We start from the raw sequence: 13,696 nt of genomic DNA, 5'->3' as shown, positions 1-13,696 counted from the left end.
TTACCTTAGCCACAAATGCACATAATTCAACGGACGTGACGTAGCGCTACGTTGTTCAGCTTGTCTAGGCGCTCAGGCCACGGGCCGCCTTCTGCGGCCTGCAGCAGGATGCGCGTCCAGGCAATCCAGGCATCCCATTGCACGCGCTTGTCCCAAGAGTTGCCCCAGGCACTGAACAGGTGCAACGCGCTGGCAGCCGCGGCCTTTGCATCCTGATGCCGACCAGCAGCCAGGTACAACTGCGCCAGCACCATCTGCGGCTCGCCCACCCAGGGGTTGTGGTGCACGGCGCTTTCCAGCACACCGGTCGCCACATCCAGGTCCACCAGGGGCTGGTCTTGCTGTATGACGGACCAGTAAAGCGATGCCGCCGCGGCCTCATTGGCAGCCGACAGGTACTGGCTGCAGTGCGCAAACACGGGTGGCATGGGCAACAGGTTTTTGAGCCCCGGATGCTGCAGCGCCTTGGCCAGCCCGTTGATCTGGTGCACCATGCGCCCCGTGGGCCGCATCGGCCCAGGCCACAAGGATGCCGCCCAGTGCACAGCCTGAGGACGGTGCTGCACCTGCGGAAAGCGGGAGTAGATGTCGTCCTGCCAGCTGAACCATTGCTCGATGGTGTCGGCCATGCTCACCACGATAAATGCGGCCACTTCGTAGGGTGAAAGGCAGTGCCGCTGCCCATCCTTGTCCAGCCACAGGGAGCCGTCGGCCTCCAGACCATGGGCCAGCACCTTCTGCACAAATTGCGTACGCGACTGCGTGCAGAAAAGGTAGACCAGATGCTCGGCAGACTCCCCCACCAGCTCGCGCAGGCGGGCACGTTCGCTGGCAGGATCAAACTTCACCAGATCCACAAACGCATTGCCATAGACACTGTGCAAAAGCCCAAGCAGGCGCACATCACGCGGCTGCTGCCAGACGGTGAGCGAGCGGGTCACCCCCACCAGATGGTGCCGAAAAGTACCTGCCTTGTGCCAGTCCTGCCCCACATTGCGCGCCAGCACCGTGGGCAAAACGGGGGCCAACTCCGGGTCGTGGCTAAGCCACTCATCGTCCAGCAGCGGTTGCGCGCGGGCGAAAAGCGCTGGGTCCAAAGGGTGGAAGGGAAGATTCATGGCGGACTTGTCTCCTGTGATTGCGGGTGACAGGACCGGCAGATCAGCGCCTGGTTGATAAGCGCCTGGCGGCTTGCCTGCCCCGCTGTTGTAGATCGCGCTATCGTGCCACGGATAGCCTGGCATGCGTCATGCACTTCCCTCATCACCCCATGGGTGCAGCCCCGGATTGGTGCGTCGGTCTCCGTACCTCATACTAAGAGCGGCTCACACAACCCAGCGAAGCGGCCCTGGCTAGGCGTTCCGTCGCAGGCAGTACACGTGGTACGACAAGACGGGACAACAACGCCAGGGGGGTTGTGTTAGCCGCTCTAAGGCTGCGCACTCCCTCGCGCGGCCCGCACCCCATCCACCGACCGCCTGGCTCAGGCAAGGAACCAGCATCATGGATCACAACCTCACACTCATCACCACCATCGCAGCAGGTTTCGGGGGCGCATTGGTGTTTGGATTCATTGCGGAAAAGCTGCGTTTGCCCGCGCTGGTGGGTTATCTGTTTGCAGGCATCCTGATCGGCCCGGCCACACCAGGCTTTGTGGCCGATGTGCACATTGCCTCCCAGCTGTCAGAAATCGGCGTGATGCTGCTGATGTTTGGTGTGGGCCTGCATTTCTCGCTGGGCGACCTGCTCTCGGTGCGCCGCCTGGCCGTGCCCGGCGCGGTGGTGCAGATGACCGTGGCCACCCTGCTGGGCATGGCCATGGCGTGGTGGATGGGCTGGAGCCTGGGCAGCGGGCTGATTTTTGGCCTGTCGCTGTCGTGTGCGAGCACAGTGGTGCTGCTCAAGGCGCTGGAGGCCCGTGGCGTGCTCGAATCCATGAATGGCCGCATTGCAGTGGGCTGGCTGGTAGTGGAAGACCTCGCCTGCGTGCTCGTGCTGGTGCTGATGCCGCCCTTGGCCGGATTGCTGGGCGGATCGGCGCAGCAGCCACCCACGGGCCCGCTGTGGATGACGCTGGGGCAGACCTTCATCCAGGTGGCCGCCTTCATTGCGCTGATGCTGCTGGCAGGCCGCAAGGTGCTGCCCTGGCTTCTGTGGCAGGTGGTCAAGACGGGCTCGCGTGAGCTGTTCACCCTGTCCGTCATCGCTGCGGCCATTGGCATTGCCTACGGAGCCTCGGCGCTGTTCAGCGTGTCTTTTGCCCTGGGGGCATTTTTTGCGGGCACGGTCATGCGCGAATCCGCACTGAGCCACCGCGCCGCGCAGGAATCCCTGCCCTTGCGGGATGCCTTCTCAGTGCTGTTCTTTGTCTCCGTCGGCATGCTGTTTGACCCGATGGTCCTGCTCACGCATCCACTACCCGTATTGGGCGTGGTGGCCATCATCATGCTGGGCAAATCGCTGGCAGCGCTGGCACTGGTGCTGTCGTTTCGCTACCCGCTGCATACGGCGCTCACCGTGGCAGCCAGCCTGGCGCAGATTGGGGAGTTCTCATTCATCCTCGCCGGGCTGGGCGTGGCGCTGGGGCTGCTGCCCGCGCAGGGAATGAGCCTGGTGCTGGCGGGCGCGCTGATCTCCATTGCACTCAACCCCCTGCTTTTTGCAGCCATTGCACCGCTGCAAGGCTGGTTGCTGCGCCGTTCTGAACTGGCACGCACACTGGCCCAGCGTGAAGACCCCTACGCCGAGCTGCCCCTGAGCACCGAGAACAAATATCTGCGCGGGCAGGTGGTGCTGGTCGGTTACGGCCAGGTGGGGCGCAACATTGCGCAGACGTTGCAACGTGAAAACATTCCTTTCGTGGTGGCAGAGCAAAACCGCGAGCTGGTCGAGGCCTTGCGCGCTGAAGGCATGGCCGCTGTATCAGGCAACGCCGCCGAACCCGAGGTACTGATCCAGGCGCACATCGCCAATGCAGCCATGCTGGTGATCGCCATTCCTGACACGCTACATGTACGCCAGATGGCTGAAACCGCCCGCGCACTCAACCCGGCAGTGGACGTGGTGGTGCGCAGCCACAGCGAAGAAGAATCGGCACTGTTGCGCGCCGACGGCGTAGGCGCGGTGGTCGTCAGGGATGAAGCCCTGGCCCAGAGCATGGCGCGCCATGTGCTGAACCACTATGCGCATGCAGACGAAGCCCCCGCAAGCCAGCGCCACACCACGGCGGGTGTGGGCGCCTGAGAGCGTGTTCACGTTCTGCGCAGTAGACAGCGTTACTGTTGCTCCGTCAGGCTGCGCACCAGTCGCACGGGTAACTTGGTGTCTTTGCCCACATCCTTGCGCGATTCGCCGGTGCGCAGGTTCACGGCCCAGCCGTGCAGAAACGACATCTGATTGGACGATGTTCCTGAGCGGCTTTGCATGACGTTGCCGTAGGTGTACTGGCTTTGCTGTACCGATTTCACATCGGTGGTGGAAGTCCAATGCCAATCAGGCGGAGATGCGGGGAACAACGCAGTGTCCAAGCCCGGTTTTTGTCCCGGGCGCTTGAAGAGGTGCTGCAGCTCGGGCGCACGCGGCAGCCGCCAGTCCACGCCCTCGGCCTTCGCACGCTCTGCTGCGCGGTTTCGAGCCTCTGCCCTGTCCAGCATCAGCGGGGTGCCTGTGCAGGTTTTCCCGTTCCAGCCCATCCCCTCCACGCAGCGCGCCCAGGCCAAGCGCAAGCGTGGGTCTGCCACATACGATCCGTCGGCTGATACCTTCAAAGGCACCGCCTCCTCGTCATCCTGCGCCCAGCAGGTGGCAGGGGCCAGCACGGCACACAGCAGCCACAAGGCAGCGAGGTAGCGGGTGCTGTGCGTGCGGGATAAAGAATGGGGAACAGTCATGCCAGCCATTCTTTCACGATGATGCGCAGTGGCAAGCCCTACAACAAGCTGTTCGCGCCAAGGTTTGACGCAGCGCACACCCTGCGTGCACTGCCCCTTTCCGGCTACCGTCTCGGATCTCGCACGAGAGATACAAAAACCAAATAAAAATAGCCGCTAGCGCCCGTTACAAAAGCGCCGGCAGCTATTAAATTATGAGCAATGCTGTTTGAGTAACTCGGCGGGCAGGCTCAACGATGGCTCAACTTGCGCACAGCCCAGTCCCCCAGGCTCTGAACAGCTTGCACGAAGAAGATCAGCACCAGCACCACGGCCAGCATGATCTCGGGCAGAAAACGCTGGTAGCCGTAGCGAATGCCCAGATCACCCAGCCCGCCACCGCCAATGGCACCGGCCATGGCCGAATAGCCGGTCAGGCTCACGAAGGTAATGGTCAACCCTGCCACGATGCCTGGCAACGCCTCGGGCAGCAGCACCTTCCACACAATCTGGCTGGTGGTTGCGCCCATGGCCTGGGCGGCCTCTACCAGGCCATGGTCCACTTCGCGCAAAGCGGCCTCTACCAGCCGTGCCACAAAGGGGGCGGCCGCAATGGTCAAGGGCACGACCGCGGCGGCCGTGCCAATCGAAGAGCCCGTCACAAACCGCGTCAACGGGATGATGGCCACCAGCAAAATGATGAAGGGCGTGGAGCGGATGGCGTTCACCACCCAGCCCACCAGCTTGTTGACGGGGCCGTTTTGCAGCACGCCGCCGTGGTCCGTCAACCGCAGGAATACGCCCAGCGGCACGCCCAGAAGGGCTCCCACCACGCCAGAAATGCCGACCATGATGATGGTCTCCCACAGCGAGGTGACAAACAGCTCCAGCATGGCTTCTGTGAAATTCGCAAACATGTTCTCTTACCCTCCGCTTTCCACAACCTGCACTTCCACGCCGCTGGCGCGCAGATGCTCTACAGCACCTTGCAGGCGGGCGGGCTCGCCTGTGGCGTACAAGGCCAGCGAGCCAAAGGTCTGGTCCTGAATTTCATCCACCTGCCCGTGCAGGATGCTCATGTCCACCTGAAACTCGCGCACCATGCGCGAGAGCACAGGCTGATAAGCGCTCTCGCCCGCATACGACAGGCGCAGCAACTGACCCACATGGCCCGGAGCCGAATTGCGCAGCTGGCTCGCAAGCTGGTGCACATGCTGCAGCACGCTGGCGGGCAGCTCTTGCGGAAGGATTTCGTCAATCAGGCTCTTGGTAATGGCCTGCTGGGGGCGGGTGAACACATCCAGCACCCGGCCCTGCTCCACGATGCTGCCAGCATCAATCACGGCCACGCGGTCTGCCACCTGCTTGATGACCTGCATCTGGTGAGTAATCAGCACCACTGTGAGGCCCAGCTCACGGTTCACCTGCCGCAGCAGGTCGAGGATGGAGCGGGTGGTCTCAGGGTCCAGCGCCGAGGTCGCCTCGTCGCTCAGCAGCACCTTGGGGCGGCTGGCCAGTGCACGCGCAATGCCCACCCGCTGCTTCTGCCCGCCGCTGATCTGGGCGGGGTAGCGGTCGGCCAGCGCGGCCAGGCCCACCAGTTCCAGCAACGGGCTCACACGCTCGCGGATGGCCGCTTTGTCCATGCCCGCCAGCTCCAGCGGCAGGGCTACGTTGTCGAACACCGTGCGCGACGACAGCAGGTTGAAATGCTGGAACACCATGCCGATGTCCCTGCGTGCCTCTCGCAACTGGGCATCGCTGAGCTTGGTCAGGTCCCGTCCGTTCACGATCACTTCGCCACGCGTGGGGCGGTTGAGCAGGTTGATGACGCGCACCAGCGAGCTTTTACCCGCCCCGCTGCGACCAATGATGCCGAACACCTCGCCTGGTGTGATGTGCAGGTCAATGCCCCGCAAGGCCTCCACCGGGCCTTTTGGGCCCTGGTATGTCTGGGTGATACCCCGTAACTCAATCATGCAAGCAAACGCGCCGCCCAGGTGGGTCACCCGCAGCGGCGCCGAAAAGTTGTGTAGGGGCTGAAATGTAGTGCGCGGCTATAAAAAATCAAACCATCAAAAAATTACGTCATAAGACACAGAGGTTATTTGGCTGCGGACGTGCTCTCCGCAGTGCAGCCCTGTACAGCAGCCTCCCGGGAGCGTCGCAGCGTGCCCGATATCACCCAGCCCAGAGCCACCACCCCCAGCGCCGCAGCGGTAAAAACAGGCACCAGCCAGCCCCGGTCCACACTCAAAGCCACCAGAAACACGCCCGCAGACTGCCCCATGAACAAGAGGCACGCAAACAGCGTCACGGCCATGCCCCGTGCGTGTGGCGCCATCTGGGTGGCTTGCGTCTGCAGGGTGTTGTGCAGCATGTAAAAGCCAAGCCCCGCCAGAAAACAGCCCACCACTGCCAGCCCCACCAGCGGGGCCCAGGCCAACAGGAGCAACCCACTGGCAATCAGCGATGCCCCAAGCAAAGCCAGTCCATGCTCCCCCAGCAGTGCGAGCCAGCGGCGTGCAAACAGGCTGTACAGCAGGCCGCCCACGCCGTAGAGAACCATCACCCCGCCTGCAGCCGCTGCCGACAGGCCAAACCCCTCCACCATGCGGCTGGGTACAAAGGCCAGGGTACCAAACGCCAATGCGCCTTCCAGCGTGACCACCGTGAGAACCCAGCGCACACGGGGTGCGGCCAACAGGTTGCGGGTATTGAGCAGGTACGAGCGCAAGGAAAACCTGGCAGGTGCGGCGGCCTGCCCGGCCATCGCTGACATCGCAGCCACTGCCGTCACTTGCCGCCACAGCAAAAAGGCCGCCATACCAAACAACAGAGACAACACGGCGAAGGCTACACGCCAGCCCAGCGCCTCCACGACAAAGCCACCAAACCACTGGCCCGCCATCATTCCAGAAACCGTGGCCACCATCAGCGCTGCCAGGGTTTCCTGGCGCTGCTCGTAGGGCACTTGGTCACCAATCCAGGCCATGCACAGTGGAATGATGCCGGCAGCGCATGCCCCCATGGCCGCACGCGAGACCACCAGCGCTGAAAGATTGGGAGCCAGCGCTGTAACACCGCTGAAGAATGCGCAGGCGGACGTTGCACCAATCACCACCCGGGTCTTGCCCCAACGATCGCCCAGGGGGCCATACACCAGCTGCAGCACACCATAGGCCACCGCAAACGCCGCGATCACTGCAGAGGCATCGCCTGTGCTCACCTTGAATTCGCTGGCCAGGGCGGGCAGCATGGGGTCACACACGCGCATGGATGCCATGCTGCAGAAAGCGGCCAGCGCCATGAAGCGCAGCGTACGGGTCGTGGTTTGCATGGCCGAGATTGTCAACGCATCTCTTCCGCGCCGCTCGCGCCAACAAAAAGGCCGACCACCCCAACGGGTGGTCGGCCCTGTTCTCAAATGAATGGAAAAGAGCGAAAGATCAGCGCAGCAAGGTCACGCCCGTCTTGGCCTGGATCTGCTCAAAAGACACCCCTGGTGCCAATTCCACCAGCTTGAGCCCCTCAGGCGTCACATCCATCACACCCAGGTCGGTGATGATGCGGTCCACCACGCCCACGCCCGTCAGGGGCAATGTGCAGCTGGGCAGAATCTTCATGTCTTCCGTCCCATCTTTCTTGCGGGCCACGTGCTCCATCAGAACGATGACGCGTTTGACGCCTGCCACCAGGTCCATGGCACCGCCCATGCCTTTGACCATCTTGCCGGGAATCATCCAGTTGGCCAGGTCGCCCTTCTCGCTGACCTGCATGGCCCCCAGAATGGACAGGTTGATCTTGCCGCCGCGGATCATGGCAAACGACTGGTCGCTGCCAAAAATGGACGAACCCTTGATGGTCGTCACCGTCTGCTTGCCTGCGTTGATCAGGTCCGCATCCACCTCATCTTCGGTGGGGAACGGGCCGATGCCCAGCATGCCGTTTTCGGACTGCAGCCACACTTCCTTGTCGGCAGGCACAAAGTTGGCAACCAGCGTGGGAATGCCGATGCCCAGGTTCACATAAAAGCCGTCTTCGAGCTCTTGGGCGGCGCGCGCCGCCATTTGGTCTTGACTCCACGACATGTTTACTTCTCCAGCTTGTTCTGTACTTGGGTGCTGAAGCAGGCTCACACGCCCGCTTTCTCCGTGATGGTGCGCTTTTCAATGCGCTTTTCGGGATGGGGGTTGTGCACAATGCGGTGCACATAAATCCCGGGCAGGTGAACCTGATCGGGCGGGATGGCGCCGGTCTCCACAACTTCTTCCACCTCCACCACGCAGATCTTGCCGGCCGTAGCAGCCGCGGGGTTGAAGTTGCGCGCCGTCAGACGGAACTGCAGATTGCCCGATTTGTCTGCGCGCCAGGCTTTCACCAGCGACACATCGGGCACCAGCGAGCGCTCCATCACATAGGTCTCGCCGTCAAACTCGCGCAGCTCCTTGCCCTCTGCCACGATGGTTCCCACACCTGTCTTGGTGAAAAATGCAGGAATGCCCGCACCGCCCGCACGCAGCTTTTCAGCCAGCGTACCCTGAGGGGTGAACTCCAGCTCCAGCTCGCCCGCCAGATACTGGCGCTCAAACTCCTTGTTCTCGCCCACATAGGAAGAGATCATTTTCTTGATCTGCCGGGTCTCCAGCAGCTTGCCCAGACCAAAGCCGTCCACACCAGCGTTGTTGGAGATCACGGTCAGGTTTTTGACACCTGAATCGCGCAGAGCATCGATCAAAGCCTCTGGGATGCCGCACAACCCAAAACCGCCCACAGCCAGCAATTGGCTGTCTGCGACTACGCCTTCCAGCGCCTTGGCCGCGGAGGGAAATAACTTGTTCACCACACTCTCCTTGCGAATATCGGATGCACTACGATACTACGTATATCCGTAAGTAGTACCCCGTAAAGAATAGCCCTCAGGCCAAAAGCCCTTGAACAGGCTTACACAAGACACCCCACCATGGACGTTGACTACCGACTCGCTTTTGACATGGCCCCCGTGGGCATGGTGATCTCACGCAACCGCACCATGGTGGACTGCAACCGCCACGTCTGCGAAATGTTCGGAGCCTCGCGCGAGGTGCTGATCGGGCAGTCGTTCCAGGTCCTGTATCCCAGCGCCGACGAGTACGAGCGCCAGGGTGCCCGCATGGCCCCGATCCTTAACGCCAAAGGCCACTATGCCGACAACCGCGTCATGAAGCGGGCCAACGGCGAACTGTTCTGGTGCCACGTATCGGGCCGCGCCCTCAACCGTGAAGAGCCCCATGCCTCGGGCATCTGGAGTTTTGAAGACCTCAGTTCGCAGCGCCCCGTGCGCGCCGAACTGACGGGCCGCGAGCGTGAAGTGGCGGCACGTTTGCTGGAGGGGCTGACCTCCAAGGAGATCGGGCGCACCCTGTCCATCAGCCACCGCACCGTGGAAATTTACCGGGCGCGCCTCATGCGCAAGTACAACGCATCCACAGCAGCGGACCTGGTGCACAAACTGCTGGCGGGGTAAGCGCCCTGCGCTTAGAGCAGCTAACACAACCCCGCTGGCGTCGTTGTTCCGTCTAGTCGTACCTGGTGTACTGCCTGCGACGGAACGCCTGGCCAGGGCCGCTTCGCTGGGTTGTGTTAGCCGCTCTTACCACCACTCAATGCAGCTTGAGCCGCCCTGATACCCGCTGTTGCAGCAACCGCGCCAAAGCCAGCACCACCGTCTTCACCGTGCCCAGAATGGCGCGATGGTGGTTCAAATGCAGTGAGATGTACATCCACTTGGCAATGAGACCTTCCACAAAGAAGTTGCGCCCACCCAGGCCTCCCATCAGATTGCCAACGCCCTTGTTGTCGCCCAGTGAAACCAGCGAACCGAAGTCCCGGTACACAAAAGGCGCTGTCACTTCCTGCTCTCGCAGCAAAGCCCCCAGCACCCGCGCAAGGTAGTCTGCCTGCTGATGCGCAGCCTGGGCACGTGAGGGCACGGTTTTGCCTTCACCCCACGGGCACGCAGCGCAATCCCCCAGGGCCAATATGTTCGGGTCAGAGGTACGCAAACGGTTGTCCACGACGAACTGGTGGAGACGATTGGTTTCCAGGCCAAGGCGGGCATTTCCGTCAGCAGCCTTGATGCCTGCGGCCCACACAATCAGGTCGGCAGGAATCTCCCCCGCAGGGGTCACCAGCGCACCACGGCGGATTTCATTGACGCGAGTCCCCGTCAAAACCCGCACTTGCTTGCGGCGCAATGCGGTTTCCGCCTGGGTCGATATCTTCTCGGGCAAGCCACCCAGAATGCGGTCACCGCCCTCCACCAGCGCAATGTCGAGCCTGAAACGCTGGCTGCTGCTCAGGCTCTCCAGCAATTCAGCATGGGCTTCCAGCAGTTCGGCAGAAAGCTCTACACCCGTAGCGCCTGCCCCCACGATGGCGATGGAGAGTGAACGGCTCTCAGAAAAGGCAGCCCGCGCACATGCGCCCAGCCAGTCGGCATGAAAGCGCTGCGCATCGCGCACGTTTTCCAGCAGATAGGCATGCTCTACGCCCGGAGTGCCAAAGACGTTGGAGCCGCTGCCCAGTGCCAGCACAAGCCAGCGGTAGCTGACCGTGCGGCGCGGCACAAGTACCTCGCCCTCAGCATTGCGGATTTCGTCCAGTTCGATGCACTTGCGCTCCCTGTCCAGCCCTGCCAGATCACCCAAGGCAAAGCCAAAGTGATTGCGCCTTGCCAGCACCGGGTACGACAGCCCCTCCTGATGCGCATCCAGAGTGCCCGCAGCCACCTCGTGTAGCGTGGGCTTCCAGATATGGAAAGGTGAACGATCCACCAGGAGCACGCGATCCCGGCCTTGCCGGGCACCCAGCTTGCGCCCCAGTTTGGCGGCCAGTTCGAGCCCTCCGGCTCCGCCACCCACGATCACGATGTCTGAATGCATGCCTGTCCCTCGGGTCGTTGCGATGCGGCCAGTGTAGGTGGCTGCAATACCATTTCAGCATTCGCGGTGAAGCGCCGACGCTTTGAAGAGGGTCATACGTTGAATCGGGGCCAACCAGTCAACCACTGCGCCGAGCGCATCTGCGGACTCGGTCGGTCCGCAGCACACACTTGACCAGCTCGATTCGCACACAGGATCCCTAGGCAGACGGTGGGGGCGCGTCAATCACCTCTGCCGCAGAGCGAAAAGCCTCTACCGCCGTGGGCACACCGCAGTAGATACTCGCGTGCAGCAACACTTCCTGAATCTCCTGCGGGGTTGCTCCATTGTTGAGTGCACCGCGCACATGGCCCTTGAGTTCATGCTGCTTGCCCAAAGCGGTGAGCATGGCCACGGTGATCAGACTGCGGTTTTTCAGATCCAGCCCTGGCCGCTGCCACACATCTCCCCACGCATTGCGGGTGATGTACTCCTGCATGGGCAGCGTGAATTCAGAAGCGCCGCCAAATGCGCGCGCCACAAAGTCCTCTCCCATCACTTGCTTGCGGGTTGCAAGCCCCTTTTCAAAATCCTTGCCGGGTATATCAGGCGTATCAGGCATGTCAGGTCTCCATCACGGTTGGTAAAAATGCGGGCCAGCAATTCATGATCGCATCGATGCACGTCCATGCAACCGCGTAAACCGCGATGCCCGCCTGCACCTATGATGAGACAGAAAACGCCCCAAAAAACCAAGGAGACAACCCCCGTGACACCACGCTACCCTTTCCCGGACCTCGACACGCTGCCTGAAGACATTCGCACCCGCATTCTGGAAGTGCAGGAAAAAGCGGGCTTCATTCCCAACGTATTTTTGGCGTTTGCACGCCGCCCTGCGGAATGGCGTGCGTTTTTTGCCTATCACGATGCGCTGATGCTCAAAGAAGAAGGCAACCTGACCAAGGGGGACAGGGAAATGATCGTGACCGCCACCAGCGCCGCCAACCAGTGCCTTTACTGTGTGGTGGCGCACGGGGCCATTTTGCGTATCTATGAAAAGAAACCGCTGGTAGCGGACCAGGTAGCGGTCAACTACCGCAAGGCCGATATCACGCCCCGCCAACGCGCCATGTTGGACTTTGCCCTGAAGGTGTGCGAGAGGTCCCACGAGATCGAGGACAGCGATTTCGACGCTTTGCACGCCCATGGCTTCGATGATGAAGACATCTGGGATATCGCCGCGATCACGGCTTTCTTCGGCTTGTCCAACCGCATGGCGAGTTTTGCCGGGATGATGCCGAATCCAGAGTTCTATCTGATGGGCCGCGTGCCCAAACCCAAGACTGCGGGATAAATCCATGGGCAAGCTGCGCCACTTTGTTCCGTTGGTATTGGCCATGCTCGCAGGCAAGGCCTATTCCGAGGGATTTGGTCCGCCCAGTGGCAGCCTGCCTGCGCAACTTCTGCCACTGGAAGTACCGGCCGGGTCACAGTCTCCGTTGCTTTCAGCCACCCTGTTCCGCAGCCAACCGCATGAACACGCTGTGCCCACCTATTACCTGGGCACGGGGATAGGGATTGCACGGCTGCAGATACCCAATGCCCCTGGCGCCGCTGTCTGGCAAGTGGTGAAAGAAGGCCAAGGTGCGCAAGCCCATGTCAAGCTGGTTCCAGTTGCACTGGATGTGCTGCAGGCAACCGACGCCCAGCCCGTCACGGTGCAGGCCTCTGCTCTGCCGATGGAATGCGCAGCAGCGTTTGAAGGCAGTTGCAACAGTCGCGATGGCACGCTGCGCATCACCACCGCGTTTGAAGGCAAGCGAAGACAGTCGAAGGTCCCCGGTGGCTTTTTTGGAACAGAGGCCCCCATCAACGCAACGTTCTACACCGGCGTGCGCACCCTGAGCATTGAGCACCTGCCATCAGGCCGCGTGCTCAAGCTGGAGGAACAACTGCGCAACACACGCGCCTACGAAGCCCCTCAATCCGCCATACGTTACCTGCCTGAGCTGAAACTCATGCTCTTGCTCGGGGTTGCCAAGGTGAACAGAGTACCGGTCGCGCACAGCGTTTTATTGCCTTAGCCACTCAACAGAAACGTGATCGTCACACGGCAAACCCGTCATCCGCGGCAATCACGGCACCATTGATGAAATGGCTTTGATCGCTGGCCAGCATGACCAGCAGCGCATCCAGATCCTCGGGGCTGCCGATGCGCTTGCGGGGCAGCATGTTCACCAGCTTCTGCCCCTGCTCGGTTTGCCAGTGGTGGTGGTTGATTTCCGTGTCGATATAGCCTGGGCAAATGGCGTTGACGTTGATGCCGTACTTGCCCCATTCCACCGCCATGGCCCGGGTCATGTGCACCACCGCGGCCTTGCTCATGCAGTACACGCCAATCTGCGGCAGCACCTTGAGCCCTGCCATGGAAGCAATGTTGATGATGCGCCCCCCCGTAAAACTGCCAGGCGCTGCGCCCCGTGAGCGGGCCAGCATGCGCTTGCCCACTTCCTGCGCAACGAAGAAGGCTCCCTTCACGTTGGTATCGAACACAAAGTCATAGTCTTCGGGGGCGACATCCTGGATACGCTGCGTGGTGCTCACCCCCGAGTTGTTGATAAGGATGTCGATGGAGCCCATCTCGGTCTCGGCGTGCGCCACTGCGGCTTTGATGGAATCGTGATCGGTCACATCCAGTTCCACCACATGGGCATCGCCGCCCTCTCCCTCGATGCGGGCGCGCAGCTCCTTGAGCTTTTCAATGCGGCGGCTGGCCAGCACCACACCTGCCCCGGCGCGTGCCAGCGTGCGCGCAAACTGCGCCCCCAGCCCGCTCGATGCCCCAGTGACCAGCGCCACACGCCCAGACAAGTCGATGCTGTATGCCATGAAAATTCTCCAATGCCTTTAAAAAAAGAACGATCG

General features: G+C 61.7%; 14 protein-coding genes. 4 read left to right on the top strand and 10 right to left on the bottom strand.

The annotated features are described in order from the left end of the window. Positions 1 to 26 precede the first annotated feature (26 nt). On the bottom strand, positions 27 to 1,118 hold the full coding sequence (locus AACH87_RS10465; protein ID WP_338798751.1) for a DUF6817 domain-containing protein: 1,092 nt from the start codon (positions 1,116 to 1,118) through the stop codon (positions 27 to 29). 385 nt (positions 1,119 to 1,503) lie between these two features. Between AACH87_RS10465 and ybaL the strand changes: the two genes are divergently transcribed. Continuing rightward, entirely contained in the window at positions 1,504 to 3,243 is a 1,740-nt protein-coding gene (gene ybaL / locus AACH87_RS10460) for a YbaL family putative K(+) efflux transporter (RefSeq protein WP_338798750.1), read from the top strand. A 32-nt stretch (positions 3,244 to 3,275) separates the two neighbouring features. Here the strand turns inward: ybaL and AACH87_RS10455 are convergent, their stop codons facing one another. The 6 genes from AACH87_RS10455 to AACH87_RS10430 all read right to left on the bottom strand — a co-directional run bounded on the left by AACH87_RS10455 (position 3,276) and on the right by AACH87_RS10430 (position 8,712). After that, entirely contained in the window at positions 3,276 to 3,890 is a 615-nt protein-coding gene (locus AACH87_RS10455) for a DUF1566 domain-containing protein (RefSeq protein ID WP_338798749.1), read from the bottom strand. Between the two features lie 230 nt (positions 3,891 to 4,120). Then, entirely contained in the window at positions 4,121 to 4,786 is a 666-nt protein-coding gene (locus AACH87_RS10450) for a methionine ABC transporter permease (RefSeq protein ID WP_338798748.1), read from the bottom strand. A 6-nt stretch (positions 4,787 to 4,792) separates the two neighbouring features. Beyond that, a complete protein-coding gene (locus tag AACH87_RS10445) occupies positions 4,793 to 5,848 on the bottom strand; it encodes a methionine ABC transporter ATP-binding protein (protein ID WP_338798747.1) in 1,056 nt (351 codons plus the stop codon). A 125-nt stretch (positions 5,849 to 5,973) separates the two neighbouring features. Further along, positions 5,974 to 7,209, bottom strand: coding sequence for an MFS transporter (locus AACH87_RS10440; protein WP_338798746.1), 1,236 nt, complete (start codon positions 7,207 to 7,209; stop codon positions 5,974 to 5,976). A 109-nt stretch (positions 7,210 to 7,318) separates the two neighbouring features. After that, entirely contained in the window at positions 7,319 to 7,960 is a 642-nt protein-coding gene (locus AACH87_RS10435; RefSeq protein WP_338798745.1) for a CoA transferase subunit B, read from the bottom strand. Positions 7,961 to 8,004: 44 nt separating this feature from the next. Further along, the gene (locus tag AACH87_RS10430) at positions 8,005 to 8,712 is read right to left on the bottom strand and encodes a CoA transferase subunit A (RefSeq protein WP_338798744.1); all 708 of its coding nucleotides are present in this window, start codon (positions 8,710 to 8,712) and stop codon (positions 8,005 to 8,007) included. A 120-nt stretch (positions 8,713 to 8,832) separates the two neighbouring features. On the opposite strand from AACH87_RS10430, the gene AACH87_RS10425 reads away from it, so the two are divergent. After that, the gene (locus AACH87_RS10425) at positions 8,833 to 9,375 is read left to right on the top strand and encodes a PAS and helix-turn-helix domain-containing protein (protein ID WP_338798743.1); all 543 of its coding nucleotides are present in this window, start codon (positions 8,833 to 8,835) and stop codon (positions 9,373 to 9,375) included. A gap of 136 nt (positions 9,376 to 9,511) precedes the next feature. Here AACH87_RS10425 and AACH87_RS10420 read toward each other — a convergent pair whose 3' ends face one another. Together AACH87_RS10420 and AACH87_RS10415 are read right to left on the bottom strand one after the other, a co-directional pair. Further along, entirely contained in the window at positions 9,512 to 10,792 is a 1,281-nt protein-coding gene (locus AACH87_RS10420; protein ID WP_338798742.1) for an NAD(P)/FAD-dependent oxidoreductase, read from the bottom strand. A gap of 199 nt (positions 10,793 to 10,991) precedes the next feature. Then, positions 10,992 to 11,393: a carboxymuconolactone decarboxylase family protein gene (locus tag AACH87_RS10415; RefSeq protein ID WP_338798741.1), complete on the bottom strand. Its 402-nt coding sequence runs from the start codon at positions 11,391 to 11,393 to the stop codon at positions 10,992 to 10,994. 105 nt (positions 11,394 to 11,498) lie between these two features. Here AACH87_RS10415 and AACH87_RS10410 point away from each other — a divergent pair, with 105 nt between their 5' ends. Next, positions 11,499 to 12,125 (top strand): peroxidase-related enzyme, encoded by a 627-nt coding sequence (locus AACH87_RS10410; RefSeq protein ID WP_338798922.1) that lies wholly within the window; start codon positions 11,499 to 11,501, stop codon positions 12,123 to 12,125. A gap of 4 nt (positions 12,126 to 12,129) precedes the next feature. Continuing rightward, positions 12,130 to 12,855 (top strand): hypothetical protein, encoded by a 726-nt coding sequence (locus tag AACH87_RS10405; RefSeq protein WP_338798740.1) that lies wholly within the window; start codon positions 12,130 to 12,132, stop codon positions 12,853 to 12,855. 22 nt (positions 12,856 to 12,877) lie between these two features. Here the strand turns inward: AACH87_RS10405 and AACH87_RS10400 are convergent, their stop codons facing one another. After that, positions 12,878 to 13,660: an SDR family oxidoreductase gene (locus AACH87_RS10400; protein WP_338798739.1), complete on the bottom strand. Its 783-nt coding sequence runs from the start codon at positions 13,658 to 13,660 to the stop codon at positions 12,878 to 12,880. Positions 13,661 to 13,696: the final 36 nt, after the last annotated feature.

The sequence above is a fragment of the Acidovorax sp. DW039 genome (genome assembly GCF_037101375.1).
Lineage (GTDB): Bacteria > Pseudomonadota > Gammaproteobacteria > Burkholderiales > Burkholderiaceae_C > Acidovorax.
Note: the sequence above shows the minus strand (reverse complement) of the source record. Positions and strands in the feature narration are given on the sequence as shown.